This is a genomic window from Enterobacter cloacae complex sp. P18RS (genome assembly GCF_014982105.1).
Taxonomy (GTDB): domain Bacteria; phylum Pseudomonadota; class Gammaproteobacteria; order Enterobacterales; family Enterobacteriaceae; genus Enterobacter; species Enterobacter hormaechei_C.
Window position 1 is genome coordinate 45,523 of sequence record NZ_JADCKV010000016.1, and the last position, 25,260, is coordinate 70,782.

The 25,260-nt window shown below is 51.5% G+C and carries 26 protein-coding genes; 17 read left to right on the forward strand and 9 right to left on the reverse strand.

Features of this window, described 5'->3' with window-relative positions; genetic code table 11:
* Window positions 1-176: 176 nt before the first annotated feature.
* Together purU and INF61_RS12355 are read right to left on the reverse strand one after the other, a co-directional pair.
* On the reverse strand, window positions 177-1,019 hold the full coding sequence (gene purU, locus INF61_RS12350; protein WP_003856715.1) for a formyltetrahydrofolate deformylase: 843 nt from the start codon (window positions 1,017-1,019) through the stop codon (window positions 177-179).
* A gap of 41 nt (window positions 1,020-1,060) precedes the next feature.
* Complete coding sequence (locus INF61_RS12355) at window positions 1,061-1,525, reverse strand: YchJ family protein (RefSeq protein ID WP_026094296.1); 465 nt, start codon at window positions 1,523-1,525, stop codon at window positions 1,061-1,063.
* A 113-nt stretch (window positions 1,526-1,638) separates the two neighbouring features.
* On the opposite strand from INF61_RS12355, the gene rssA reads away from it, so the two are divergent.
* The 3 genes from rssA (at window position 1,639) to galU (ending at window position 4,749) form a co-directional block, all read left to right on the forward strand.
* The gene (rssA, locus tag INF61_RS12360; RefSeq protein ID WP_032653830.1) at window positions 1,639-2,541 is read left to right on the forward strand and encodes a patatin-like phospholipase RssA; all 903 of its coding nucleotides are present in this window, start codon (window positions 1,639-1,641) and stop codon (window positions 2,539-2,541) included.
* Between the two features lie 89 nt (window positions 2,542-2,630).
* Window positions 2,631-3,644, forward strand: coding sequence for a two-component system response regulator RssB (gene rssB / locus INF61_RS12365; protein WP_032669678.1), 1,014 nt, complete (start codon window positions 2,631-2,633; stop codon window positions 3,642-3,644).
* Window positions 3,645-3,843: 199 nt separating this feature from the next.
* Window positions 3,844-4,749, forward strand: a complete 906-nt coding sequence (gene galU, locus INF61_RS12370) for a UTP--glucose-1-phosphate uridylyltransferase GalU (protein WP_003856723.1) — start codon at window positions 3,844-3,846, stop codon at window positions 4,747-4,749.
* A gap of 202 nt (window positions 4,750-4,951) precedes the next feature.
* Here the strand turns inward: galU and hns are convergent, their stop codons facing one another.
* Window positions 4,952-5,365 carry a histone-like nucleoid-structuring protein H-NS gene (hns, locus tag INF61_RS12375; RefSeq protein ID WP_003856724.1) on the reverse strand — a complete coding sequence of 138 codons (414 nt, stop codon included), beginning with the start codon at window positions 5,363-5,365 and terminating at the stop codon, window positions 4,952-4,954.
* Window positions 5,366-5,685: 320 nt separating this feature from the next.
* On the opposite strand from hns, the gene INF61_RS12380 reads away from it, so the two are divergent.
* Together INF61_RS12380 and tdk are read left to right on the forward strand one after the other, a co-directional pair.
* The gene (locus INF61_RS12380; protein ID WP_123906382.1) at window positions 5,686-5,874 is read left to right on the forward strand and encodes a hypothetical protein; all 189 of its coding nucleotides are present in this window, start codon (window positions 5,686-5,688) and stop codon (window positions 5,872-5,874) included.
* A 41-nt stretch (window positions 5,875-5,915) separates the two neighbouring features.
* Entirely contained in the window at window positions 5,916-6,530 is a 615-nt protein-coding gene (gene tdk, locus INF61_RS12385) for a thymidine kinase (protein ID WP_026080678.1), read from the forward strand.
* A 70-nt stretch (window positions 6,531-6,600) separates the two neighbouring features.
* Here the strand turns inward: tdk and adhE are convergent, their stop codons facing one another.
* Window positions 6,601-9,282, reverse strand: a complete 2,682-nt coding sequence (adhE, locus tag INF61_RS12390) for a bifunctional acetaldehyde-CoA/alcohol dehydrogenase (RefSeq protein WP_032103375.1) — start codon at window positions 9,280-9,282, stop codon at window positions 6,601-6,603.
* Window positions 9,283-9,762: 480 nt separating this feature from the next.
* On the opposite strand from adhE, the gene INF61_RS12395 reads away from it, so the two are divergent.
* The 7 genes from INF61_RS12395 to INF61_RS12425 all read left to right on the forward strand — a co-directional run bounded on the left by INF61_RS12395 (window position 9,763) and on the right by INF61_RS12425 (window position 17,644).
* The gene (locus tag INF61_RS12395) at window positions 9,763-10,410 is read left to right on the forward strand and encodes a YchE family NAAT transporter (protein WP_017384236.1); all 648 of its coding nucleotides are present in this window, start codon (window positions 9,763-9,765) and stop codon (window positions 10,408-10,410) included.
* Between the two features lie 770 nt (window positions 10,411-11,180).
* Window positions 11,181-12,812 carry an oligopeptide ABC transporter substrate-binding protein OppA gene (gene oppA / locus INF61_RS12400; protein WP_003856736.1) on the forward strand — a complete coding sequence of 544 codons (1,632 nt, stop codon included), beginning with the start codon at window positions 11,181-11,183 and terminating at the stop codon, window positions 12,810-12,812.
* An 82-nt stretch (window positions 12,813-12,894) separates the two neighbouring features.
* Window positions 12,895-13,815, forward strand: a complete 921-nt coding sequence (oppB, locus tag INF61_RS12405) for an oligopeptide ABC transporter permease OppB (RefSeq protein ID WP_003856738.1) — start codon at window positions 12,895-12,897, stop codon at window positions 13,813-13,815.
* 12 nt (window positions 13,816-13,827) lie between these two features.
* Window positions 13,828-14,736, forward strand: coding sequence for an oligopeptide ABC transporter permease OppC (gene oppC, locus INF61_RS12410; protein ID WP_003856740.1), 909 nt, complete (start codon window positions 13,828-13,830; stop codon window positions 14,734-14,736).
* 11 nt (window positions 14,737-14,747) lie between these two features.
* Window positions 14,748-15,761 carry an ABC transporter ATP-binding protein gene (locus INF61_RS12415; RefSeq protein ID WP_017384234.1) on the forward strand — a complete coding sequence of 338 codons (1,014 nt, stop codon included), beginning with the start codon at window positions 14,748-14,750 and terminating at the stop codon, window positions 15,759-15,761.
* Window positions 15,758-16,762: a murein tripeptide/oligopeptide ABC transporter ATP-binding protein OppF gene (oppF, locus tag INF61_RS12420; RefSeq protein WP_017384233.1), complete on the forward strand. Its 1,005-nt coding sequence runs from the start codon at window positions 15,758-15,760 to the stop codon at window positions 16,760-16,762. The genes INF61_RS12415 and oppF overlap by 4 nt, the downstream gene beginning before the upstream one ends.
* 45 nt (window positions 16,763-16,807) lie before the next feature.
* Window positions 16,808-17,644 (forward strand): ion transporter, encoded by an 837-nt coding sequence (locus INF61_RS12425; RefSeq protein WP_003856745.1) that lies wholly within the window; start codon window positions 16,808-16,810, stop codon window positions 17,642-17,644.
* A 31-nt stretch (window positions 17,645-17,675) separates the two neighbouring features.
* On the opposite strand, the gene INF61_RS12430 is transcribed toward INF61_RS12425, so the two are convergent.
* Together INF61_RS12430 and cls are read right to left on the reverse strand one after the other, a co-directional pair.
* Entirely contained in the window at window positions 17,676-18,005 is a 330-nt protein-coding gene (locus INF61_RS12430) for an HI1450 family dsDNA-mimic protein (protein ID WP_003856748.1), read from the reverse strand.
* A 33-nt stretch (window positions 18,006-18,038) separates the two neighbouring features.
* A complete protein-coding gene (cls, locus tag INF61_RS12435) occupies window positions 18,039-19,499 on the reverse strand; it encodes a cardiolipin synthase (protein ID WP_003856750.1) in 1,461 nt (486 codons plus the stop codon).
* Between the two features lie 143 nt (window positions 19,500-19,642).
* Here cls and INF61_RS12440 point away from each other — a divergent pair, with 143 nt between their 5' ends.
* The 4 genes from INF61_RS12440 (at window position 19,643) to leuE (ending at window position 21,184) form a co-directional block, all read left to right on the forward strand.
* Window positions 19,643-19,816, forward strand: a complete 174-nt coding sequence (locus tag INF61_RS12440; RefSeq protein ID WP_017384232.1) for a YciY family protein — start codon at window positions 19,643-19,645, stop codon at window positions 19,814-19,816.
* 117 nt (window positions 19,817-19,933) lie between these two features.
* Complete coding sequence (locus tag INF61_RS23125; protein WP_208971014.1) at window positions 19,934-20,059, forward strand: KPN_01571 family protein; 126 nt, start codon at window positions 19,934-19,936, stop codon at window positions 20,057-20,059.
* A gap of 11 nt (window positions 20,060-20,070) precedes the next feature.
* Window positions 20,071-20,481, forward strand: a complete 411-nt coding sequence (locus INF61_RS12445) for an Exc2 family lipoprotein (protein WP_015570374.1) — start codon at window positions 20,071-20,073, stop codon at window positions 20,479-20,481.
* Window positions 20,482-20,548: 67 nt separating this feature from the next.
* A complete protein-coding gene (leuE, locus tag INF61_RS12450) occupies window positions 20,549-21,184 on the forward strand; it encodes a leucine efflux protein LeuE (protein ID WP_193547792.1) in 636 nt (211 codons plus the stop codon).
* 33 nt (window positions 21,185-21,217) lie between these two features.
* Here the strand turns inward: leuE and INF61_RS12455 are convergent, their stop codons facing one another.
* Entirely contained in the window at window positions 21,218-21,514 is a 297-nt protein-coding gene (locus INF61_RS12455; RefSeq protein WP_003856755.1) for a YciI family protein, read from the reverse strand.
* A 221-nt stretch (window positions 21,515-21,735) separates the two neighbouring features.
* Between INF61_RS12455 and tonB the strand changes: the two genes are divergently transcribed.
* Complete coding sequence (gene tonB, locus INF61_RS12460) at window positions 21,736-22,461, forward strand: TonB system transport protein TonB (protein WP_040117742.1); 726 nt, start codon at window positions 21,736-21,738, stop codon at window positions 22,459-22,461.
* Between the two features lie 37 nt (window positions 22,462-22,498).
* On the opposite strand, the gene yciA is transcribed toward tonB, so the two are convergent.
* Window positions 22,499-22,894, reverse strand: coding sequence for an acyl-CoA thioester hydrolase YciA (yciA, locus tag INF61_RS12465; RefSeq protein WP_003856759.1), 396 nt, complete (start codon window positions 22,892-22,894; stop codon window positions 22,499-22,501).
* Window positions 22,895-22,991: 97 nt separating this feature from the next.
* The gene (locus tag INF61_RS12470) at window positions 22,992-25,178 is read right to left on the reverse strand and encodes a TonB-dependent siderophore receptor (RefSeq protein WP_032669681.1); all 2,187 of its coding nucleotides are present in this window, start codon (window positions 25,176-25,178) and stop codon (window positions 22,992-22,994) included.
* Window positions 25,179-25,260 lie beyond the last annotated feature (82 nt).

The window sequence follows — 25,260 nt, forward strand, 5'->3', positions numbered from 1 at the left end:
GCCGCTCGGGAACCCCACCACGGGGTAATACTTTTAACTGGCCTGCTTCCTGTTGGAAGCGGGGCGCATCATATCAAATGAGACGCCCCTGTAAAGCATTCCTTTAGGAAAATGAAGCTGTTTGCCTGCTTTTTATCCGTAAAGGCGTAAAGCTAATCAATTCATTTTCCGAGGGATTAAAGAATAATCGTTCTGTTGCCGTACACAAAGACGCGCTGAGCAAGTACCTGATACAGCGCACGGCTCAGTACGTTCTTCTCAACGTCACGGCCAGCACGCATCATATCTTCTGCCGTATAGGTGTGATCCACGTGGATCACGTCCTGCATGATGATTGGACCTTCGTCCAGATTGTCATTCACGTAGTGCGCGGTTGCGCCAATGATCTTCACCCCACGCTCGTATGCCTGGTGATACGGACGCGCGCCAATAAAGGCTGGCAGGAAGGAGTGGTGGATGTTGATAATTTTGTTCGGGAAGCGTGCCACAAAGGATGGCGTCAGCACGCGCATATATTTCGCCAGCACCACGTAGTCCGGGTTATGCGCTTCAATCGCAGCTGCCATCAGGTTGTCGTGCTCTTCACGGGTATGGCCTTCGTGACTGACCAGTTCAAACGGAATGTCGAAACGTTCTACCAGCGTACGCAGCGTCTCGTGGTTGCCAATGACGGCGGCAATTTCGACGTCCAGGCCACCGTAGTTGGCTTTCATCAGCAGATCGCCCAGGCAGTGTGCCTCTTTGGTGACCAGAATGACAATGCGGCGACGGCCCGCCGGGTTCAGCTCGCGCACCGAGCCTTCCGGCAGGGCGCTGTCCAGATCGGCAAGCAGGGTTGTGTCGTTGAAAATGCCTTCCAGTTCGGTACGCATAAAGAAGCGACCGGTACGGTGGTCAACGAACTCGTTGTTCTGCACGATATTCAGTTCATGCTTGTAGCAAATGTTGGTAATTCGTGCGATCAGCCCTTTTTGATCGGGACAGATAGTGCGCAGAACTTTACGTTGTAATGATTGCATCGCCGGGAAATCCTGTTTATGTATTTGCGAAGACTGAGTTGTCAGGCATTACTGCCGCAACACTTTTTAAATTTTTTTCCTGAACCACAGGGGCAGGGATCGTTACGACCGAATTGCGGACGTGTGCCGTCAATATAATACCATTGCCCGCTGTCCTTTAAGAACCGTGAGCGTTCAATGATGGCGCCGGGTTTGTTTTGTTCGCTAAAGCGGGCGACAAAACTAACATAGCCCTCGTTGGCATCGCGGCCGGGAGCGGCTTCAAAGACGGTGAGGCCCAGCCAGACGGTGTTGGCAAATCCGGCTTCAATCTCTTGGCGAAAATCGGCAGCATGGCAGGACGGATGCCAGGTTTTAATCAGGTAGTCTGCGTTTTTGATCACAAAAGCAGTATACCGCGAGCGCATAAGGTGTGACGGCTCTGGTGCAACCTGCTCGCCAGAAAGATATCGCTGGCAACATAGGCTATACTCCAGAGCGCTACCACAGGGGCAGAGTTGAGACACGATTCTCTTCCTGGAACAAAAAATAAGGCGTTAAACGCTTAAGGTAGCAATATGTTAACTGAGCAGGTGCGTTGACGCTATGTCAGGAATCCAGGGGAAGTAAAACAGGGCTAATGAGAAAGGTAAAAATTGGACTGGCGTTGGGCTCAGGTGCAGCCCGGGGTTGGTCACATATTGGCGTTATCAATACCTTAAACCAGATGGGGATTGACGTTGATATTGTCGCAGGATGTTCTATCGGGTCGCTGGTCGGATCCGCGTACGCCTGCGGTAAGCTCCCGGAGCTTGAAAGCTGGGTGCGCTCCTTCAGATACTGGGATGTGCTGCGCCTGATGGATCTCTCCTGGCAGCGTGGCGGCCTGCTGCGCGGCGAACGCGTGTTCAATCAGTTTCGTAAGATAATGCCCCTCGCTGACTTCAGCCACTGCCAAATGCCTTTCGGTGCCGTTGCAACCAACCTCAGTACGGGCAGGGAGTTATGGCTCACCGAAGGGGATATACATCTCGCCGTTCGCGCATCCTGTAGCATGCCGGGGTTAATGGCGCCTGTGCCTCACAACGGCTACTGGCTCGTTGATGGGGGCGTAGTGAATCCTGTACCCATCTCTCTGACCCGCGCCATGGGGGCGGATATCGTTATTGCCGTGGATTTACAGCACGACGCACACCTTATGCAGCAAGATTTGATGCCGGTTAATCTTCAGAGCGATGACGCGGAAGAAGAGAAACTTGCCTGGCATGCGCGATTACGCGGCAGAATAGGGCGCCTGACCGCCCGTCGCGCGGTGACCGCGCCGAACGCCATTGAAATCATGACGACCTCTATTCAAATCCTTGAGAATCGCCTGAAGCGAAACCGTATGGCTGGCGATCCTCCGGATATTCTTATTCAACCCTATTGTCCACAAATCTCTACCCTTGATTTCCACCGGGCTGAGGCCGCCATAGCAGCGGGCTCGTTAGCCGTCGAAAAGAAAATAGATGAACTGTTGCCTTTTGTGCGTACAGCACGTTGAGCACTTTTTTGATTACTTCAGCAAAATCTGACAGGCGATAGTACCAATAGCATGCCACTATTGAGTAACTGTCAGCCAGGGGAGGAACCATGACACAGCCATTGGCCGGAAAACATATTTTGATAGTTGAAGACGAGCCCGTTTTCCGATCGCTACTGGATTCGTGGTTATCCTCACTGGGTGCAACCACGTCCCTTGCCGAAGATGGCGTCGAGGCACTGGAAAAAATGGCCAGCACGGCGCCTGATCTGATGATCTGCGACCTTGAGATGCCGCGCATGGACGGATTAATGCTGGTGGAAAACCTGCGTAATGAAGGTTATCAGACACCGATACTGGTGATCTCGGCCACCGAAAATATGGCGGATATTGCTAAGGCGTTGCGTTTAGGTGTGCAGGATATTCTGCTCAAACCGGTTAAAGATTTGAACCGTCTGCGTGAAACGGTGTTGGCCTGCCTGTATCCCAATATGTTTAATTCCCGGGTGGAAGAAGAAGAACGTCTTTTCCAGGACTGGGATGCTTTAGTCAGTAATCCGCTCGCGGCCGCGAAGCTGCTTCAGGAACTTCAGCCGCCGGTGCAGCAAAATATCTCTCATTGCAGAGTAAATTATCGCCAGCTGGTAGCGGCTGACCAGCCTGGGCTGGTGCTGGATATTGCACCGTTATCAGATTCTGACCTCGCTTTTTATTGCCTGGATGTTACCCGGGCGGGAGATAACGGCGTTCTGGCGGCCTTATTACTCCGTGCGCTGTTTAATGGATTGCTACAGGAACAATTATCCCATCAGGGGCAACGACTTCCTGAGTTAGGCAGTTTACTAAAACAGGTCAACCAACTTTTTCGCCAGGCCAATTTGCCGGGGCAGTTCCCGCTTCTGGTTGGCTATTATCACAGCGGGTTGAATAACCTTATTCTGGTCTCTGCGGGTTTAAATGCCACGCTGAATACTGGCGAACACCATATTCAGGTGAGCAACGGCGTGCCGTTGGGTACGCTGGGAAATACTTACCTTAATCAAATTAGCCATCGCTGCACCTCCTGGCAGTGCCAAATTTGGGGTGCCGGAGGGCGGTTACGCTTAATGTTGTCCACGGAGTAAGCAGTCAGATTTTATTTTTCAGATTGCTTTACCTGTGTTTTTGCTGGCAGTGCTACTATCGCTGCAAGTTTCATGCGTATTTGTCTTAATTGATCGGCAACGCGTTCTTTTCAGACCCGTATTAGTGGCTGAGACTGTATACTCAACGCGTTATTCAATGCATAAAAGTTCAAAACTTGAACAGTTCAGGAGAATTTCAATGGCTGCCCTTAATTCGAAAGTCAGAAAGGCCGTTATCCCGGTGGCGGGATTGGGTACCAGGATGTTGCCAGCGACGAAGGCAATCCCAAAAGAGATGCTGCCTCTGGTTGATAAGCCATTAATCCAGTATGTCGTGAATGAATGTATTGCAGCAGGTATCACCGAAATTGTGCTGGTGACGCATTCATCTAAAAACTCTATCGAAAACCATTTCGATACCAGTTTCGAACTCGAAGCAATGCTGGAAAAACGCGTTAAGCGCCAGCTGCTGGAGGAAGTGCAGTCTATTTGCCCTCCACACGTTACCATTATGCAGGTTCGTCAGGGCCTGGCGAAAGGCCTGGGGCACGCAGTATTGTGTGCACACCCGGTAGTGGGTGATGAGCCGGTCGCGGTTATTCTGCCTGACGTGATTCTTGATGAGTACGAGTCCGATCTTTCCCAGGAAAACCTGGCGGAAATGATTAAACGCTTCGACGAAACCGGCAGCAGCCAGATTATGGTTGAGCCAGTCGACGACGTGACCGCTTACGGCGTGGTTGACTGCAAAGGCGTTGACCTGCAACCTGGCGAAAGCGTACCGATGGTTGGCGTTGTTGAAAAACCTAAAGCGGACGTCGCGCCGTCTAATCTTGCTGTCGTTGGTCGTTACGTACTGAGTGCTGAAATTTGGGCTCTGCTGGCGAAAACGCCTCCGGGTGCGGGCGATGAAATCCAGCTGACGGATGCTATCGATATGCTGATCGAGAAAGAGACCGTGGAAGCCTACCATATGAAAGGTAAGAGCCATGACTGCGGGAATAAGCTCGGTTATATGCAGGCATTCGTCGAATATGGTATTCGCCATAACAGCCTGGGTGAAGAATTTAAAGCCTGGCTCAAAGGTAGCGTGGGTATTAAGTAATAAACTCACAGCCCAGTGAACAAGACCGGTGGAGCGATGCCCACCGGTTTTTTTATGCCTGTCGCTCCGTAATTGGCAGGGGATTGTCAAGGACGTTAAATAGGGAGCCTCACAATATGACAGAATGTAAGGAGATGTTCGGGCGAATATTACAGGCATAAAAAATCCCGCATTAAGCGGGATTTTTCAGAATCTTTCCAGATTAATCCTTGATCAGGAAGTCATCCAGTTGTTTACCTTGTTCGTCCATTGCTTTCTTGATTACAGCAGGAGTACGGCCCTGGCCGGTCCAGGTTTTCTCTTCGCCGTTCTCATCGATGTAGCTATATTTAGCAGGACGTGCCGCGCGTTTTGCTTTGGTACCGGTTTTAGCCGCAGCCATGCTGTTCAGCAATTCGTTTGGATCGATACCATCGGCAATCAGCATTTCACGATACTGTTGCAGTTTACGTGTACGTTCTTCGATTTCAGCCGCAGCAGCGCTTTCTTCTTCACGACGTTCGTTAACTACAACTTCTAATTTTTCGAGCATTTCTTCAAGCGTTTCAAGGGTACATTCTCTTGCCTGCGCACGAAGAGTACGGATGTTGTTCAGAATTTTAAGTGCTTCGCTCATTGTAGTAATCTCAAACTTATAATGGGGGTGGGTTTGTTGTCCTAATAATAGAGCCTTAATTTCACTTGTGCAATAGGTGGGAATGTAAGGAATTCAAAAAATACAAAATAAACGACGCTATTATTAATTACGCTAACTTAAATTTCATTGTTTGTTGGGTCTGTGAGATATCGTTTCAAACGGCAAAAGCGCGTCATTTGCGTGTATGTTTTGTGACTTTTACCTCAGGAATTATAGTTGCGATTGATAAATATCAGCCTTTTGTATTACCCCGAGTAAGCGCAGCGAAGACAAGAATAGTTAATAAATAGTGAATTTTAATGAACGAAGAAGACACTATAAAAAGAAGTGTTATCTCTGGTTGCGGACTCACCTTATTGTCAGTGTTTAATGCCTTTACTGCCTGTTTTAACGCATTATTTTGCGCCACTCGCGAAGGATTTACTGATGCATGGCAGGCTGGAGAGCGCAGCCCGCCGCTGATGACGGTACAAAATATGGTACAATGATCCATCGGGAATATTACACATTGATTAGGGTTCTTCGGCCAATGGCACAACTTTATTTCTACTATTCGGCAATGAATGCAGGGAAATCGACGGCGTTACTGCAATCCTCATACAATTATCAGGAGCGGGGGATGCGTACCGTAGTTTATACCGCCGAAATCGACGATCGCTTTGGGGCAGGGAAGGTGAGCTCAAGAATAGGGCTCTCGTCGCCTGCAAGGCTGTTTAACCCTGAAACGGACCTGCTGGAGGACATTCGTGCCGAGCATGCCTTCAAGCCTGTCCATTGCGTTTTGGTAGATGAAAGCCAGTTCCTGACCCGAGAACAGGTCCACGCACTTTCAGAGGTCGTTGATGAGCTGGATATTCCCGTTCTTTGCTATGGATTACGTACCGATTTTCGTGGGGAGTTATTTGCCGGCAGTCAGTATCTGCTCGCCTGGTCGGATAAGCTGGTTGAGCTGAAAACAATCTGCTTTTGTGGCCGCAAGGCAAGTATGGTTCTTCGCCTGGACCAGTCGGGTAAACCCTATGCTGATGGCGAGCAGGTGGTGATAGGAGGCAATGAACGTTATGTCTCGGTCTGCCGCAAGCATTATAAAGAGGCGCTGGCTGTAGGCTCGCTGACGGCGTTACAGGGCGACAATCGAAAATAATAAGAATGTTTTACGGATCCTCAGATATAAAAAAACCCGCCAGCGGCGGGTTTTTTTATCATACTGTCAATCAAGCATTTTTCTTCGCTTTCTTGTCAGCCTTTACAACTGCGGGGATTTCAACTTTTACGGCAGCGACATCGCTTTCAGTGAAGTTACGACCATAATAAGTATCCAGCAGGATCTGTTTCAGTTCGGAAATCAGTGGGTAGCGCGGGTTAGCACCAGTACACTGGTCATCGAATGCATCTTCAGACAGCTTATCTACGTGAGCGAGGAAGTCAGCTTCCTGAACGCCTGCTTCGCGGATAGATTTAGGAATACCCAGTTCAGCCTTCAGGCTCTCCAGCCATGCCAGCAGTTTCTCGATCTTCGCGGCAGTACGGTCGCCCGGTGCGCTCAGACCCAGGTGATCTGCGATTTCAGCATAACGACGGCGCGCCTGTGGGCGGTCGTACTGGCTGAATGCAGTCTGCTTGGTTGGGTTGTCGTTGGCGTTATAGCGGATAACGTTGCTGATCAACAGGGCGTTCGCCAGACCGTGAGGAATGTGGAACTGTGAACCCAGCTTGTGCGCCATGGAGTGACAGACACCCAGGAAGGCGTTAGCAAACGCAATGCCCGCGATGGTTGCCGCACTGTGTACACGTTCACGCGCAACAGGGTTTTTCGAACCTTCGTTGTAAGAAGCTGGCAGGTTTTCTTTCAGCAGTTTCAGCGCCTGCAAAGCCTGACCGTCAGAGAACTCAGAAGCCAGTACGGAAACGTAAGCTTCCAGAGCGTGAGTTACCGCATCCAGACCACCGAACGCACACAGTGATTTCGGCATTTCCATGACCAGGTTGGCGTCAACGATAGCCATATCTGGCGTCAGTGCGTAGTCAGCCAGCGGGTATTTCTGACCAGTTGCGTCATCAGTCACAACGGCAAATGGCGTCACTTCTGAACCGGTACCGGAAGTGGTGGTGACGGCGATCATTTTCGCTTTCACGCCCATTTTCGGGAACTTGTAGATACGTTTACGGATATCCATAAAGCGCAGCGCCAGTTCTTCGAAGTGAGTTTCCGGATGCTCGTACATCACCCACATAATTTTCGCGGCGTCCATTGGGGAACCGCCACCCAGTGCGATGATCACATCAGGTTTGAAGGAGTTCGCCAGTTCAGCGCCTTTACGTACAACGCTCAGGGTTGGGTCAGCTTCAACTTCAAAGAAGACTTCAGTTTCGACGCCAGCCGCTTTCAGAACAGAGGTGATCTGGTCTGCATAGCCATTGTTGAACAGGAAACGGTCGGTCACGATGAGCGCACGTTTGTGGCCATCAGTAATCACTTCATCCAGCGCGATTGGCAGAGAGCCGCGGCGGAAGTAGATAGATTTCGGAAGTTTGTGCCACAACATGTTTTCAGCTCGCTTAGCAACGGTTTTCTTGTTGATCAGGTGTTTTGGACCAACGTTTTCAGAGATGGAGTTACCACCCCAGGAACCACAACCCAGAGTCAGGGAAGGTGCGAGTTTGAAGTTGTACAGGTCACCGATACCACCCTGAGAAGCAGGAGTGTTGATCAGGATACGTGCCGTCTTCATCTTCTGACCGAAGTAAGCAACACGCTCAGGCTGGTTATCCTGGTCGGTGTACAGGCAAGAGGTGTGGCCGATACCGCCCATCGCCACCAGCTTCTCTGCTTTATCTACCGCGTCATCGAAATCTTTCGCACGGTACATTGCCAGCGTCGGGGAGAGTTTCTCGTGAGCAAACGGCTCACTTTCATCAACGACTTTCACTTCACCAATCAGAATCTTGGTGGTAGCAGGGACGCTAAAGCCAGCGAGCTCAGCGATTTTATATGCAGGCTGACCTACGATAGCCGCGTTCAGCGCACCATTTTTCAGAATCACGTCCTGAACGGCTTTCAGTTCTTTACCTTGCAACAGGTAGCCGCCGTGGCTGGCGAAACGTTCACGAACGGCGTCGTATACCGAATCAACCACGACAACAGACTGTTCAGATGCACAGATAACGCCGTTATCGAAGGTTTTAGACATCAGCACAGAGGCAACAGCACGCTTGATATCAGCCGTTTCGTCGATCACCACAGGGGTATTACCTGCGCCTACGCCGATGGCTGGTTTACCGGAGCTGTACGCTGCTTTAACCATACCAGGACCACCGGTCGCCAGAATCAGGTTAATGTCCGGGTGATGCATCAGTGCGTTGGACAGTTCAACAGAAGGTTGGTCGATCCAGCCGATGAGATCTTTTGGCGCACCCGCCGCAATGGCAGCCTGAAGCACGATATCTGCTGCTTTGTTGGTGGCATCCTTCGCACGTGGATGCGGGGAGAAAATGATTGCGTTACGTGTCTTCAGACTGATGAGAGATTTGAAGATGGCGGTAGAGGTTGGGTTAGTGGTTGGAACGATACCGCAAATGATGCCGATCGGTTCTGCGATGGTGATGGTGCCGAAAGTATCGTCTTCTGACAGCACACCGCAGGTTTTCTCATCTTTATAGGCGTTGTAGATATACTCTGAAGCAAAGTGGTTTTTGATCACTTTATCTTCAACGATACCCATGCCGGATTCGGCAACGGCCATTTTAGCGAGAGGGATTCGAGCATCAGCAGCAGCCAGAGCGGCCGCGCGGAAGATTTTATCAACCTGTTCTTGGGTGAAATTGGCATATTCACGCTGGGCTTTTTTTACGCGCTCGACGAGGGCGTTCAGTTCAGCGATATTGGTAACAGCCATAATGCTCTCCTGATAATGTTTAAACTCTTTTAGTAAACCAGCGCTCGATACGTCTGACAGTATAGTCAGAGCCGATCCCACTTGCGTAACACACAGTAAAACAAAGGATTACTCACTGCTCCAGCTCACTAATTTACTAAAAGAGCCTTACCTTAGCATCATACCTTTTTGATAGGTGATCTCCCTGGCGGCGTAACCAAGATTACTCACTTCTGAGTACGAAAATTATGATCGAGATCAATTTTGTCCTAAGCTGATACCTTTCAGCAGGGTTATTTTGTGCTAATTATTCTACTGTTAAATAATTAAGTAACTATTGGAAGCAGCGATATCATTGATTACACAAATGTTTAACATCATGAATTGATAACGTTTAAGAACAGATTTCTGGTGAAGTATGCGGCTAAAAAGCGTATCTTCAGCGCGGATTTATCATGACACGCAGTTTCTCCCTGGCCATGCTCAATTGCGGAGCTTAATGTGATTCAAACGCTCTTTGATTTCCCTACATATTTCAAGTTTTTTATCGGCTTGTTTGCTCTGGTTAACCCGGTAGGGATCATCCCTGTCTTCATTAGTATGACCAGCTATCAGACGGCTGCGGCACGAAATAAAACCAACCTGACGGCAAACCTGTCGGTGGCGATCATCCTACTTACGTCTCTTTATCTCGGGGACGCCATTCTTCAGGTCTTCGGCATCTCGATTGATTCGTTCCGTATAGCAGGCGGGATCCTGGTGGTGACGATTGCCATGTCGATGATCAGCGGCAAGCTGGGGGAGGATAAACAGAACAAGCAGGAAAAATCAGAGACAGCTATCCGCGAGAGCATCGGGGTCGTGCCACTGGCACTGCCGCTGATGGCGGGCCCGGGGGCGATCAGTTCCACTATTGTCTGGGGAACGCGCTACCACAGCCTGATGCACCTGATTGGCTTTTCCGTCGCTATTGCGCTGTTCGCGCTGTGCTGCTGGGGTGTATTTCGTATGGCGCCATGGCTGGTTCGCTTGCTGGGACAAACGGGCATCAACGTGATTACCCGTATCATGGGTCTGTTGTTAATGGCGTTGGGCATCGAATTTATCGTTACCGGTATTAAAAGTATATTCCCCGGGTTAGTACACTGACTTTCATTTGAAAGAGCGGAGCCAGCGGCTCCGTTTTTTTTACGTGATTATCTGCAAATCATATAAATAAAGTTGAAATAGGCGCCAGTCATAATAAGTTCTACTAATAATCCTCTTCTGTTGTTTTTCAAGGGGTTGTTTATTTTCATTTCCCCTTGCCGCGCATAAATCCCTCAAACCCTCTGTTATTTTACTCACATGATACTCTGGGGCTTGCTGACAGATAACCGAAATGATATTAGTAATTTCGACGCTGACTCAGACGAATGTGCTAAATAATAATCAATTGTTAAATTATCGTGAAAAATCGTTCAGCTAAGCTTTGTCGTCGCGTTTGTAGCAACAAAATTTCTTATCTGTATGAATTACATCTCTTTTTGTTGATTTCGGCGTAAGCCAGGGTTGGCACCATAGTTATGCCAGCCATCGTAAAAGAGAAATGCTTAACAAATTTGCAAAATGTATTGGCGAGAGATGGCACCATTTGGTACTTTCCGGCCTTATATTTTGCAGCATTAAACAAGTTGATGAGAACTATTTTCATATAGCCCTCACATAAGATATCCAACGCATCTCTCTGACAGGGGAGAGGTGTAAAGAATCGACGCAAGACCGCCGTACGAGCGGTCAGTAATAATGAAGTCGGTGATAGCAAGAAGTAAAAAAAGAACCTGACAGTAGCAAAAAAAACTCCTGCGCTGTACAGGCCCCAACAGGGGATTACACAACTGGCGAAGGCCGGTCATTATAATGAGTGGAGTATCAACACAATGTCCATCATCACAAAAAAAAGTCTGGTAGCGGCGGGGATTTTAACTGCGCTAATCGCGGGCAACGCTGCAATGGCAGCGGACGTTCCTGCTGGTGTTCAGCTGGCTGAGAAGCAAACGCTGGTACGTAATAACGGTGCGGAAGTGCAGTCTCTTGATCCGCACAAAATTGAAGGTGTTCCAGAGTCTAACGTTAACCGCGATCTGTTTGAAGGTCTGCTGGTGACTGACGTAGACGGCCACCCGGCTCCGGGCGTGGCGGAAAAATGGGACAACAAAGATTTTAAAGTCTGGACCTTCCATCTGCGTAAAGATGCGAAATGGTCTGACGGTACGCCGGTTACCGCCGAAGATTTCGTCTATAGCTGGCAGCGTCTGGCGGATCCGAATACCGCCTCCCCGTATGCGAGTTACCTCCAGTATGGCCATATTGCCAATATCGATGACATCATCACGGGTAAAAAGCCAGTTACCGACCTGGGCGTAAAAGCCATCGATGCCAACACCTTTGAAGTGACGTTGAGCGAACCTGTTCCGTACTTCTATAAGCTGCTGGTTCACCCGTCCGTCTCCCCGGTACCAAAATCCGCAGTAGAAAAATTTGGTGAAAAATGGACGCAGCCTGCGAATATCGTGACCAACGGTGCATATAAGCTGAAGGACTGGGTCGTTAACGAACGTATGGTGCTGGAGCGCAACCCGCAGTATTGGGATAATGCGAAGACCGTTATCAATCAGGTCACCTACCTGCCAATCTCTTCTGAAGTGACGGACGTAAACCGCTACCGCAGCGGTGAAATCGACATGACCTATAACAATATGCCGATTGAACTGTTCCAGAAGCTGAAAAAAGAGATCCCTAAAGAAGTTCACGTCGATCCGTATCTGTGCACCTACTATTACGAAATTAACAACCAGAAAGCACCGTTCACCGACGTACGTGTTCGTACCGCACTGAAGCTGGCTCTGGATCGCGACATTATCGTGAATAAAGTGAAGAATCAGGGCGACCTGCCGGCTTACAGCTACACCCCGCCTTACACCGACGGTATGAAGCTGGTTGAACCTGAATGGTTCAAATGGTCCCAGGAAAAACGTAACGAAGAAGCGAAAAAACTGCTGGCTGAAGCTGGCTATACCGCCGACAAGCCGCTGACCTTTAGCCTGTTGTACAACACCTCCGATCTGCATAAAAAGCTGGCTATTGCCGTCGCGTCAATCTGGAAGAAAAACCTCGGCGTGAACGTGAAGCTGGAAAACCAGGAATGGAAAACCTTCCTCGATACGCGCCACCAGGGAACCTTTGACGTGGCTCGTGCAGGATGGTGTGCGGACTATAACGAACCGACCTCATTCCTGAACACCATGCTGAGCGACAGTTCGAACAATACCGCACACTATAAGAGCCCGGCGTTTGATAAGCTGATTGGCGAAACCCTGAAGGTGGCAGATGACGCCCAGCGCGCCGATCTGTACGCGAAATCAGAACAACAGCTCGATAAAGACTCTGCGATCGTTCCGGTTTACTACTACGTTAACGCCCGCCTGGTGAAACCATGGGTAGGGGGTTATACCGGTAAAGACCCGTTGGATAATATTTCCGTTAAGAATCTTTATATTATCAAGCATTAATGGCAATACGTGGGGCGAGCGAGCTTGCCCCACTGTGTCTATTTTGTAACATTCATCAGGCACACGCCAGAAGGTACGGGCAATGTTGAAATTTATCCTGCGTCGCTGTCTTGAAGCGATTCCAACGTTATTTATTCTAATTACAATTTCCTTCTTCATGATGCGTCTTGCACCGGGCAGTCCTTTTACCGGTGAACGCACGCTTCCGCCAGAAGTTATGGCCAACATCGAAGCGAAATACCATTTAAACGATCCTATCACCACGCAGTACTTCAACTATCTGAAGCAGCTTGCACACGGTGATTTTGGTCCGTCATTTAAATATAAAGACTATTCCGTTAACGACCTGGTGGCGTCCAGCTTCCCGGTATCGGCTAAATTAGGGGCTGCTGCATTTATCCTGGCCGTTGTTCTCGGTGTCACTGCGGGCGTTATCGCTGCGCTAAAACAAAATACCCGATGGGATTACGCCGTAATGGGGGTCGCAATGACCGGGGTGGTTATCCCCAGCTTCGTTGTCGCGCCGTTGCTGGTCATGATATTCGCCATAACCCTGAAATGGCTTCCCGGGGGCGGCTGGAACGGCGGGGCGCTGAAGTTCATGATATTGCCGATGGTGGCATTATCTCTGGCCTACATCGCCAGCATCGCCCGTATTACTCGCGGTTCAATGATTGAAGTCCTGCACTCGAACTTCATCCGTACCGCCCGTGCGAAAGGGCTGCCGATGCGCCGGATTATTTTCCGTCATGCCCTCAAGCCTGCACTGTTACCGGTACTCTCCTATATGGGTCCGGCTTTCGTCGGCATTATCACGGGTTCAATGGTGATTGAAACCATTTATGGTCTGCCGGGCATCGGGCAGCTGTTTGTTAACGGGGCGCTTAACCGTGACTATTCGCTGGTGCTGAGCCTGACGATCCTCGTGGGCGCGCTGACCATTCTGTTTAATGCCGTTGTCGATGTGCTGTATGCCGTTATCGACCCGAAAATCCGTTACTAACTGGAGCACGCCATGATGTTGAGTAAGAAAAACAGCGAGGCGCTGGAAAACTTCAGTGAAAAGCTGGAGGTCGAAGGTCGTAGCCTTTGGCAGGACGCCCGCCGTCGTTTTATGCATAACCGTGCCGCCGTTGCCAGCCTGGTCGTGCTGGTGCTTATCGCGCTGTTCGTAACCCTGGCACCAATGCTCTCTCAGTTCACCTATTTCGATACGGACTGGGGCATGATGTCCAGCGCGCCGGATATGGAATCCGGGCACTATTTCGGCACCGACTCCTCCGGGCGTGATTTGCTGGTGCGTGTGGCGATTGGCGGCCGTATCTCCCTGATGGTTGGCATCGCGGCGGCGCTGGTGGCGGTGATTGTCGGCACGCTTTACGGCTCGCTTTCCGGTTACCTCGGCGGGAAAGTGGACTCCGTGATGATGCGTCTGCTAGAAATCCTGAACTCCTTCCCGTTCATGTTCTTCGTCATTCTGCTGGTGACCTTCTTTGGTCAAAATATCCTGCTGATCTTCGTGGCGATCGGGATGGTGTCCTGGCTGGATATGGCGCGTATTGTGCGCGGCCAGACGCTGAGCCTCAAACGTAAGGAGTTTATCGAAGCCGCACAGGTTGGCGGCGTTTCTACCGCCAATATTGTGGTGCGTCATATCGTTCCTAACGTGCTGGGCGTGGTGGTGGTGTACGCCTCCCTGCTGGTGCCAAGTATGATCCTGTTTGAATCTTTCCTGAGCTTCCTGGGATTAGGTACGCAAGAGCCGTTGAGTAGCTGGGGCGCTCTGTTAAGTGATGGCGCAAACTCCATGGAAGTGTCACCGTGGTTACTGCTGTATCCGGCGGGCTTCCTGGTCGTCACCCTGTTCTGTTTCAACTTTATCGGCGATGGCCTGCGTGATGCCCTCGACCCGAAAGACCGTTAAGGAGCGCCGTCATGACCATTATTGAAACGGCAACCGCGCCACAGGCGCAACAGCGGACCAGCGCACTGCTGGACGTTAAAGACCTCCGCGTGACGTTTAAAACCCCTGACGGTGATGTTACTGCCGTTAACGATCTCAACTTCGACCTGCGTGCCGGTGAAACGCTGGGCATTGTGGGCGAATCAGGTTCCGGTAAATCCCAGACCGCATTCGCGCTGATGGGCCTGCTGGCGTCAAACGGCGTGATCGGCGGTTCGGCGACGTTTAACGGGAAAGAGATCCTGAATTTGCCGGAACATGAGCTGAACAAGCTGCGCGCCGAGCAGATTTCAATGATTTTCCAGGATCCGATGACGTCCCTGAACCCCTATATGCGGGTGGGCGAACAGCTGATGGAAGTGCTGATGCTCCACAAGGGGCTGGGTAAAGCCGAAGCGTTTGAAGAGTCCGTCAAAATGCTGGATGCGGTGAAAATGCCTGAAGCACGCAAGCGCATGCGCATGTATCCGCACGAGTTTTCCGGCGGTATGCGTCAGCGCGTTATGATCGCGATGGCATTGCTTTGCCGGCCAAAACTGCTGATCGCTGATGAACCAACCACCGCCCTGGACGTGACCGTTCAGGCGCAGATCATGACGTTGCTGAACGAGCTGAAGCGCGAGTTCAACACCGCCATCATTATGATCACCCACGATTTAGGCGTCGTTGCCGGGATCTGCGACAAAGTGTTAGTCATGTATGCAGGCCGCACGATGGAATACGGTAATGCCCGCGATGTGTTCTACCAGCCAGCCCATCCGTACTCTATCGGGCTGTTGAATGCCGTTCCGCGTCTTGATGCGGAAGGGGAGTCGCTGCTGACTATCCCGGGCAACCCGCCTAACCTGCTGCGTCTGCCAAAAGGCTGCCCGTTCCAGCCGCGTTGTCCGCATGCGATGGAAATCTGTAACAGCGCACCGCCGCTGGAAGCGTTTGCCCCAGGCCGTCTGCGCGCCTGCTTTAAGCCGCTGGAGGAGCTGGTATGAACGCGATCGACGAAAAAAGAAATGTGCTGCTCGAAATCGCTGACCTGAAGGTCCATTTCGATATCAAAGACGGTAAACAGTGGTTCTGGCAGCCTGCCAAAACCCTGAAAGCGGTGGATGGCGTCACGCTACGCCTGTACGAAGGCGAGACCCTGGGCGTGGTAGGCGAATCCGGCTGCGGCAAATCGACGTTTGCGCGTGCGATCATCGGCCTGGTGAAGGCCACCGACGGGAAAGTGGCCTGGCTTGGCAAAGATCTGCTGGGGATGAAGCCGGATGAATGGCGCGACGTGCGCAGCGACATCCAGATGATTTTCCAGGATCCACTTGCGTCCCTGAACCCGCGTATGACCATTGGCGAAATCATTGCCGAGCCGCTGCGCACCTATCATCCGAAGATGCCGCGCCAGGAAATTCGCGATCGGGTGAAAGCGATGATGCTCAAGGTGGGTCTGCTGCCAAACCTCATCAACCGCTACCCACACGAGTTTTCCGGCGGTCAGTGCCAGCGTATCGGTATCGCACGCGCGTTGATCCTTGAACCAAAACTGATTATCTGTGATGAGCCGGTTTCGGCGCTGGACGTTTCCATCCAGGCCCAGGTGGTTAACCTGCTACAGAAACTGCAACGGGAAATGGGGCTGTCGCTGATCTTCATAGCCCACGATCTGGCGGTGGTAAAACACATTTCGGACCGTGTGCTGGTCATGTATCTGGGCCACGCCGTGGAGCTGGGCACGTATGATGAGGTGTACCACAATCCTCTGCACCCTTATACCAAAGCGCTGATGTCTGCGGTTCCCGTTCCGGACCCCGATCTGGAAAAAAATAAAACCATTCAGCTTCTGGAAGGTGAACTGCCTTCGCCAATCAACCCGCCTTCAGGCTGCGTATTCCGTACTCGATGCCCAATAGCCGGGCCGGAATGTGCAAAAACACGGCCGGTTCTGGAGGGCAGTTTCCGACATGCGGTTTCCTGCCTGAAAGTAGACCCGTTATAATCGCAAGGGCTGACATAATGTCAGCCCTTATTTTTCGAGGTTAATGTGTCGCGATTATTCACGTCGGCCCGTCAGCGGCTGTATCACCTTTTATTTGATCCTGAAACGGTTTCCGGTCGCCGCTTCGAAGGTCTGTGTGGTTTATTTGCGCTGATTAGCGTCATTATTATCTTTATCGAATCCGGCGCCGGAACGCAGTACCACATGACGTATGAGGAGTGGCACGTTTTCGTCTGGCTGGAATTGATTGTCACGCTGGTGTTTACTGCGGAATATGTGCTGAGGGTCATTAGCTGGCCAAATCCGGCGAAATACGTTTTCAGCTTCTGGGGATTTATTGATTTAGCCACCATCCTGCCGCTGTATGTCATGTGGCTGTGGCCTGAGATCAGCCTGAATTATGTGTTTGCCTGGCGTGCAATGCGGGCGATTCGTGTGTTACGGATTCTCAAACTGCTGCGCTTTATGCCGTCGCTGCGGGTTTTTTGGGTTGCCATTGTCAGCGCCCGCCACCAGCTGATTCTCTTCTATTCGTTTATTGCTATCGTGATGATCGTTTTTGGCTCCCTGATGTATTTAATCGAAGGGCCGAAATACGGGTTTACCACGCTTAATGCGTCTGTTTACTGGGCTATCGTCACGGTGACCACCGTGGGCTATGGCGATATTACCCCGCATACGCCGCTCGGACGTATTGTGGCATCGGTTCTTATCCTGATCGGCTATTCTGTGATAGCGATTCCGACGGGGTTAATTACCACCCATATGAGCAGCGCCTTCCAGAACAGCAAGCAGCAACGCAAATGTCCGAATTGTCAGCAGGGGAATCATGAACCCGGCGCGCGGTTTTGTCACCGCTGTGGAAATGCCTTACCGGATTAAATAAAAAAGGCTGCGCGGGCAGCCTTTTTTATTATTCGCGCCAGAGGATATGGCACAGTTTGTGATCTTTCTCGCGGCACAGCAGGACGCGGGCAAAGATGTCGTTAATTTCTCCGCCGTCTTCATCTGCAAGGCCAATCACCACCTCGGCGAAGAAGTCCGGGTTGAGATCAAAATCGACATGTTCGGCCCAGTCTTCAGCCGGATCGAACAGCTCAGCACCGCCACGCTCTTCAAATTGCAGGTTGAAAAGAATGACGTCAGCAGGGTCGAGATTATCGACCGCCAGCTCGAGAAAAATATCGTAGGCCTGTTCGAGCGTTTCGTCTTCGGTCAGGCGATTGTTCAGATCCATTTCCATGATGACTACCTGTTAAAAATCGTTGGGCACGTTTTACAGCAACGGACTAAAGAAGTAAAACAGTCGTTCGGCAATTCGCTGCCACAGCGGACGTTTCGCCCACAGTCTGGCGTCCAGCAGGCGTGAGCGGGAGATATAATCGTCCTGAACCGCCGCCAGATCGCCACCGAACCCGGCGTCATCAATGACCAGCGTAATTTCAAAATTCAGCCACAGACTGCGCATATCGAGGTTGACGGTACCCACCAGGCTCAGCTCTCCGTCCACCAGCACGCTCTTGGTGTGTAACAGGCCGCCTTCGAACTGATAAATTTTAACGCCTGCGGCCAGCAGCTCACTAAAGAACGCGCGGCTTGCCCATCCCACCAGCAGCGAATCGTTCTTGCGCGGCATAATAATGCTCACATCCACTCCGCGCTGTGCCGCTGTACAGATGGCATGCAGAAGGTCGTCGCTGGGAACGAAATAGGGCGTGGTCATGATCAGATATTCCCGCGCGGAGTACGCGGCGGTCAGCAGTGCCTGATGGATCAGATCTTCCGGAAAGCCAGGACCGGAGGCGATAGTGTGGATAGTGTGCCCGCTGGCTTCCTCAAACGGCATGATATTGCCATCCGGCGGCGGGGGAAGAATGCGTTTACCGGTTTCAATTTCCCAGTCGCAGGAGTAGACGATGCCCATTGAGGTCGCGATCGGTCCCTCCATCCGCGCCATCAGATCGATCCATTGCCCCACGCCGGAATCCTGCTTGAAGAAGCGGGGGTCAACCATGTTCATGCTGCCGGTGTAGGCGATGTAGTTATCGATCAGAACCATTTTCCGGTGCTGGCGGAGATCCATGCGGCGCAGAAAGACGCGGAAAAGATTCACTTTTAGCGCCTCGACCACCTCGATACCGGCGTTGCGCATCATGCCTGCCCACGGGCTACGGAAAAAGGCCACGCTGCCGGCGGAGTCCAGCATCAGGCGGCAGTGGATACCGCGACGTGCAGCGGCCATTAGCGATTCGGCGACCTGGTCCGCCATGCCGCCCGGCTGCCAGATATAAAACACCATCTCGATATTATGCCGGGCGAGCTGGATATCACGGATCAGCGCCTGCATCACATCATCAGAAGAGGTCATCAGTTGCAGCTGATTGCCTTTTACCCCAGCAATCCCCTGGCGGCGTTCGCACAGCTTGAACAGAGATGCGGCCACGCTACTGTTCTCTTCAGCGAAGATATGCTTGCAGGCTTTAAGGTCGGCAAGCCATTTCGCCGTGGAGGGCCACATGGCGCGGGCGCGTTCGGCGCGGCGTTTACCCAGATGAAGTTCACCGAAAGAGAGATAGGCGATGATGCCCACCAGCGGCAGAATGTAGATAATCAGAAGCCAGGCCATGGCGGAAGGTACCGCTCTGCGTTTCATCAGAATGCGCAACGTCACCCCGGCAATTAACAGCCAGTATCCTAAAATGACCAGCCAACTCACCACGGTGTAGAAGGTTGTCATAAATAAAAAATCCTTTTGAAAGCGTATTGTTATGAGTTTACGCATCAGGATTCATCTGGCAAATAAAAACGGCAGATAAAAGCGCTGGTTTGCCGCCTGCTTAGGCATATAATGGCATCTCTGTTAGAGAAAGAGTTGTAGACATGAAGCGCAGTAGAACTGAAGTTGGGCGCTGGCGCATGTTGCGACAGGTGAGTCGTCGTAAGGCTCGTTGGCTGGAAGCACAATCCCGCCGCAATATGCGTATCCACGCCATCAGAAAATGTGGCCTGAACAGACACCGTAACGCGCTGTTGTTCGCGGTCCAGGACATCTGAAAAGCATGAAGGGCACCGTAAAGGTGCCCATTAAACATCCAGGCTATCAATTTTTGCAGTCTCTTCCCATCTGCTTCCGCGATATACTAACTTCCCATAACGTCATGATATTAAAAGATGAATCCTTATCTCTGGATTTTTATTGTACTTTTGGCGCTGGATGCGCTCAGGGAAGATTTAGGACTTTCGTCATTTTCCTCATTGGCAGATTATGTTTTCGCATGGGGAATACATTTTTATTAAAGGAAAAAAGGATGAACGGAAAAGTAATGGCAGCACTCTTTGGGATTGCGATATTAAGCGGTTGTGCCAGCAGCAAAACCTCACCCGAACGGCACGCGTTTTATTTCGTGTCGCATCAGTCCAGCTTTACTGGCGGCAACTACACCTCCAGCGTGCAGAAAAATTATCAGCTGAACGTGGCGCAGTTCCGCGAGCTTTATGCCCGGGGCAAAGCTGACCGCGCGGAAGGGCGGACTGAGGCTGAAGCCAGTGAATACGCGCAAAGCATTCGCGATCAGCTAAAAGAAAATGCGAAGTCGCAGGAATTGTTCGCAGGCAACGCGAAGGATAAATGGTCTTCGGACATGGACAGTAAAGACGCCCTATTATTTGGTAACGAACTGGCCGCGACTTATCTTGATGGCTATAACGGCGTACAATAGCGCAACTGATTCAGGGGATACCGTAATTACCGGTATCCCCGCTGTTTTTGAGCGAAAGGAGTGAGACGTGTTTGCGGAGTTTGGTGTACTGAATTTCTGGACCTATGTTGTCGGCGCATTTTTTATCGTGCTGGTTCCAGGACCGAACACCTTGTTTGTGCTGAAAACAGGGATTGGCCACGGCGTTAAGAAAGGCTATCTGGCAGCCACCGGTGTGTTTATTGGTGATGCCGTGCTGATGTTTCTGGCCTGGGCGGGCGTCGCCGCGTTGATCCAGACCACTCCGGTTTTATTTAATATTGTCCGCTATCTGGGCGCGTTTTATCTGCTGTGGCTGGGCGGAAAAATGCTCTGGTCCGTTATGACGCGTCAAAAAAATGCGCACGAAAGTAGCGCCGAACCGGCAAGCGCAATCCTTAAGCGTTCGCTGGTGCTTAGCCTGACGAACCCGAAAGCGATTCTCTTTTACGTGTCGTTCTTCGTGCAGTTCATTGATGTCAATGCGAAGAATACCGGCACGTCGTTCCTGATCCTCGCCACAACGCTTGAGCTGATCAGCTTCGTGTACATGAGCTTCCTGATTTTCTCAGGCGCGTTTGTCACGCGTTACCTCAAAACCAAAAAGAAACTGGCGAAGCTGGGGAACGGGCTGATAGGTCTGCTGTTTGTCGGATTTGCGGCGAGGCTGGCGTCGCTGCACTGAATGAAGAAAAGGCTCCCGAGGGAGCCTTTCGTTTCAGAATACTTTTTTATACGGACGAACCGTGACTTTCTCGTACACGCCGGCTGCGACGTACGGGTCTGCTTCTGCCCAGGCCTGCGCGGCTTCCAGAGATTCAAACTCGGCAATCACCGTGGAGCCGGTAAAACCCGCCGCGCCCGGATCGTTGCTGTCAACGGCAGGCATCGGGCCTGCGGTCAGCAACCGACCTTCATCCTGTAGCAACTGTAAACGCGCCAGATGAGCAGGGCGAACGGAAAGACGTTTTTCCAGAGAATCAGGTACATCTTCAGCGTAAATCACGTAAAGCACGGCAAAGCTCCTTAACCGGTAAAAGTGGCAATTACGTTATGTGAAAGCACAAATGACTGCAATGTAAAGATAATAACAATGTTAAAACCCTGATCTGGATGCCCCTTTTTTGCCCTCATGTACGCTTAAATTGCGCCAGGACAAAGTGTCTTATTGAATATGATTGCTATTTGCATTTAAAATCGAGGTTCGGTTTTTTAACGTTGATGATTATGACTTCGATGACCCTTGATTTACCTCGCCGCTTTCCATGGCCGACGCTGCTTTCCGTCGTTATTCACGGTGCTGTCGTGGCGGGTCTGCTCTATACCTCGGTTCATCAGGTTATTGAAATGCCGGCGCCTGCGCAGCCAATTTCTGTGACCATGGTATCGCCTGCGGATCTTGAGCCGCCGCAGGTTGCGCCGCCGCCACAGCCCGTTGTTGAACCCGAGCCGGAGCCAGAGCCCGAGCCGGTTCCTGAACCGCCGAAAGAAGCGCCGGTAGTGATCCATAAGCCGGAGCCGAAACCTAAGCCGAAGCCAAAACCAAAGCCGGTCAAAAAGGTGGAAGAGCGTCCGAAACGCGAAGTGCGTCCGGTTGAGCCACGCGCCACGCAGCCGGTTGAAAATGCCGCCCCGTCACGTCCGCTGATGAATAACACCACGACCGCGACAAAACCGACGGTAACGGCGCCCGCGGGCCCGCGCGCGCTGAGCCGTAACCAGCCGCAGTACCCGGCACGTGCCCAGGCGTTACGTATTGAAGGGCGTGTACGGGTGAAATTCGACGTTACGGCCGATGGACGTGTCGATAACGTGGAAATCCTGTCCGCACAGCCGGCGAATATGTTTGAACGCGAAGTTAAATCGGCCATGCGCAGGTGGCGCTATGAAGCCGGTAAACCCGGCAATGGGTTGATTGTGAACATTGTCTTCCGCCTGAACGGCGGGGCACAGATGGAATAAAAGAAGCCTCCGCAAGGAGGCTTTTTTTACCTGAGGATCAGCTCCGTGGGAGCTGGCGGGGCTTACCGTCGCTATCCACCGCCACATAGATAAATAATGCCTCCGTCGCCTTATAGCGCTGACCAATCGGCTCAGAAGAGACTTTTTTCACCCATACTTCAATGTTGATGGAGACAGACGTATTGCCGCGTTTTACGCAGCGTGCGTAACAGCACACCACGTCCCCCACCGCGACAGGGCGCAGAAAGGTCATGCCATCGACCCGGACTGTCACCACGCGCCCGTGTGCAATCTCTTTTGCCAGGATTGCACCGCCCATATCCATCTGCGACATCAACCAGCCGCCAAAAATATCGCCATTGGCATTCGTATCCGCAGGCATTGCCAGTGTGCGTAAAACCAGTTCGCCCTGTGGGGCGTCATTTGTTGTCATTGTTTTAAACTCGTAACTGAAGACTTCAGGCGGGATGCTACTATGATTTCTGGCTGGAGAGAATAGGGTTAGCGCCCGCCGAGCAGGCGCCTTAGGGTCAGAAGGACAGTGTCACGCCGGCGTAATACGCACGGCCTGGTTCGTTATAGGTCGATGCACCGTCATTTTCTCGGTAAATCTGCTTATCAAAGAGGTTGCTGATCCCGGCATTCAGGCGGAGATCTTTTGTCAGTTGATAGTTACTACCGATCCCAACGATGGAATAGGCGCCAATCTCTTTATCTGACATTGCATTCTGCTCTTTGCGGATTTCAGCATTTTCTCTTGGCTTCTGGCGGCCATACATCGTCCAGCTAAGGTTCGCTGAAAGTTTGCTGTTAACCTGCCAGTCGAGCATCGTGTTGACGGTATATTTTGGGATAATCGACAGAGGGTTGCCGGTGTCCTTACTTTCAGACTGAATCATATACGTCGCATTGGTACGCCAGGTTAGCGTGTCGCGGATAACCGGGACGGTGAGGTTGCCTTCCAGCCCCTCAACAACAGCCTTTCCTCCGTTCTGCCACTGAAGGATATTTGCGCCGCTGCTTGTCTGGCCCAGCACGTCCGTTCCTGAAACAATCTTGTTTTTGTAATCGTTGCGGAACCAGGTTATGCCAGCCTCGTAGCCTTCCAGCGCAAAGGCCAGGCCAATCTCTTTGTTCACGCTGATTTCAGGATCCAGATCCGGATTACCTAACAGGTAACAGCTTCCTTCGGAAACGTTGTTCGGGCAGCCATTGCCGCGGGTGGAAAGCAGATAGCCTTCGCTGGATTGATACAGGTTTGGCGCTTTAAATACCCGAGCGATACCCGCTTTAACCTTGAACATGTCACCCAAATCCTGAGAGAGGTTCAGGCTAGGACTCCAGTTGCTGCCAAACTGATTGTGATAATCAAAGCGGAGCCCTGGGATCAGGTTGGTGCCCTGGCGCGCTTCAATATTGTCCTCAAGATAGATGCCAGTGAGGTCAGCGCTGTTTTTGCTGTTGCGCTCAGAAGCCGTACCGGGAACGCCGTTAATCACTTCTCCCGACACATTTGTCGCCTGCATTGAGGCCGGATCGTTCAGTTCATCACGGTTCCATTCTGCACCAACGGTTAGCGTCTGTTCGACCAGCCAGAAGAAAGGAATGTTCAGTTCACCCGTTGAACGGTATGACTCCAGCCGGCTGGTATCGTATTTATCGCTATTGATCATCCCCTCAACTTTGCCCGTAGAGCCTTCTTCCAGACGGGTGTTGTTGGTCTTTTCATAATAAACACCGAACTTTGACTGACCCCAGTCCCAGATGCCGTTGTGCGTAATGCCATAAGACTGGCGGTACATTCGGTTCGTTTCGTGTCCATACAGGGACGACACCAGACCGTCAGGGCTGACGTTGCTGTTGCTGTATTGAGTATCACCCGCGTAGATATTGCCCTGGCGGCTGTAGCTGTAGTCGAAATCGATAATCTGCTGTGGCGTGAGTTTCCAGGAGAGCAGGGCATTAATGTCCTTGTTGCGCACGCCTTCACGTCCGGCGGCGTAAGAGCCGTTTTGCGCGGTGTTGATGTCCTGAGCATCTGCGTCAGTTTTGTTGATATTCCCGTACAGGCGCATCGTTAACGCATCGCCCGCAAGGGGGCCGCTCAGATCAAAATTAGCGCGTTTCGTCGCTCCCTCTTTATCATTTTCAGGCTGGTTAGTGTACAGGGAGAGCGAGCCGTGCCAGTCGTTGGTCGGGCGTTTGGTAATGATGTTGACGACGCCGCCGGCCGCCCCCGAACCATAGCGGGCGGCAGCAGGTCCCCGGAGCACTTCAATGCGCTCAACCATCTCTGGCGGAACCCAGTTGGTATCCCCGCGGGTGTCGCGCTCCCCGCGCCAGCTGTAGCGCACCGAGTTACGTGACGTCACCGGCACACCGTCAATCAGAATCAGCGTGTTCTCCGGCCCCATACCGCGGATGTCGATCTGGCGGTTGTTACCGCGGCTGCCTGTCGCGCTGTTTCCGGTGAGGTTAACCCCGGGCATTTTGCGAATAATTTCTGAAAGATCGTTAACCGGTGGATCCTTTTCTATGTCCTTTGCCGTGATGATGGAAACCCCCGGCTGTTGCTTCAGCGCCTCTTCAGCGGTGGCCTGAACAACCATTGTTTCACCATCGGCGAGAGGATCTTCCGCTGCGTGTGCGCTCTGATAAAGCGTTGAAAGAATGGCGAGCGTAAGTGTAGCCGGGGCAAATCTTATTATGTTATTCATCAACTCATTTCCATTTGTTAAAAATGCGATGACGAATATTAATGATAGTCATTCTCATTACAATAAAGTGACAGCAAACTCC

Coding starts and splice junctions, on each gene's coding strand:
- oppA (WP_003856736.1), top strand. CDS start 11,181: ATGTCCATCATCACAAAAAAAAGTCTGGTAGCGGCGGGGATTTTAACT.
- tonB (WP_040117742.1), top strand. CDS start 21,736: ATGACCCTTGATTTACCTCGCCGCTTTCCATGGCCGACGCTGCTTTCC.
- rssB (WP_032669678.1), top strand. CDS start 2,631: ATGACACAGCCATTGGCCGGAAAACATATTTTGATAGTTGAAGACGAG.
- tdk (WP_026080678.1), top strand. CDS start 5,916: ATGGCACAACTTTATTTCTACTATTCGGCAATGAATGCAGGGAAATCG.
- oppF (WP_017384233.1), top strand. CDS start 15,758: ATGAACGCGATCGACGAAAAAAGAAATGTGCTGCTCGAAATCGCTGAC.
- INF61_RS12430 (WP_003856748.1), bottom strand. CDS start 18,005: ATGGAAATGGATCTGAACAATCGCCTGACCGAAGACGAAACGCTCGAA.
- adhE (WP_032103375.1), bottom strand. CDS start 9,282: ATGGCTGTTACCAATATCGCTGAACTGAACGCCCTCGTCGAGCGCGTA.
- INF61_RS12380 (WP_123906382.1), top strand. CDS start 5,686: ATGAACGAAGAAGACACTATAAAAAGAAGTGTTATCTCTGGTTGCGGA.
- cls (WP_003856750.1), bottom strand. CDS start 19,499: ATGACAACCTTCTACACCGTGGTGAGTTGGCTGGTCATTTTAGGATAC.
- rssA (WP_032653830.1), top strand. CDS start 1,639: ATGAGAAAGGTAAAAATTGGACTGGCGTTGGGCTCAGGTGCAGCCCGG.
- INF61_RS23125 (WP_208971014.1), top strand. CDS start 19,934: ATGAATCCTTATCTCTGGATTTTTATTGTACTTTTGGCGCTGGATGCG.
- purU (WP_003856715.1), bottom strand. CDS start 1,019: ATGCAATCATTACAACGTAAAGTTCTGCGCACTATCTGTCCCGATCAA.
- INF61_RS12415 (WP_017384234.1), top strand. CDS start 14,748: ATGACCATTATTGAAACGGCAACCGCGCCACAGGCGCAACAGCGGACC.
- hns (WP_003856724.1), bottom strand. CDS start 5,365: ATGAGCGAAGCACTTAAAATTCTGAACAACATCCGTACTCTTCGTGCG.
- yciA (WP_003856759.1), bottom strand. CDS start 22,894: ATGACAACAAATGACGCCCCACAGGGCGAACTGGTTTTACGCACACTG.
- INF61_RS12470 (WP_032669681.1), bottom strand. CDS start 25,178: ATGAATAACATAATAAGATTTGCCCCGGCTACACTTACGCTCGCCATT.
- galU (WP_003856723.1), top strand. CDS start 3,844: ATGGCTGCCCTTAATTCGAAAGTCAGAAAGGCCGTTATCCCGGTGGCG.
- oppB (WP_003856738.1), top strand. CDS start 12,895: ATGTTGAAATTTATCCTGCGTCGCTGTCTTGAAGCGATTCCAACGTTA.
- INF61_RS12440 (WP_017384232.1), top strand. CDS start 19,643: ATGAAGCGCAGTAGAACTGAAGTTGGGCGCTGGCGCATGTTGCGACAG.
- oppC (WP_003856740.1), top strand. CDS start 13,828: ATGATGTTGAGTAAGAAAAACAGCGAGGCGCTGGAAAACTTCAGTGAA.
- INF61_RS12445 (WP_015570374.1), top strand. CDS start 20,071: ATGAACGGAAAAGTAATGGCAGCACTCTTTGGGATTGCGATATTAAGC.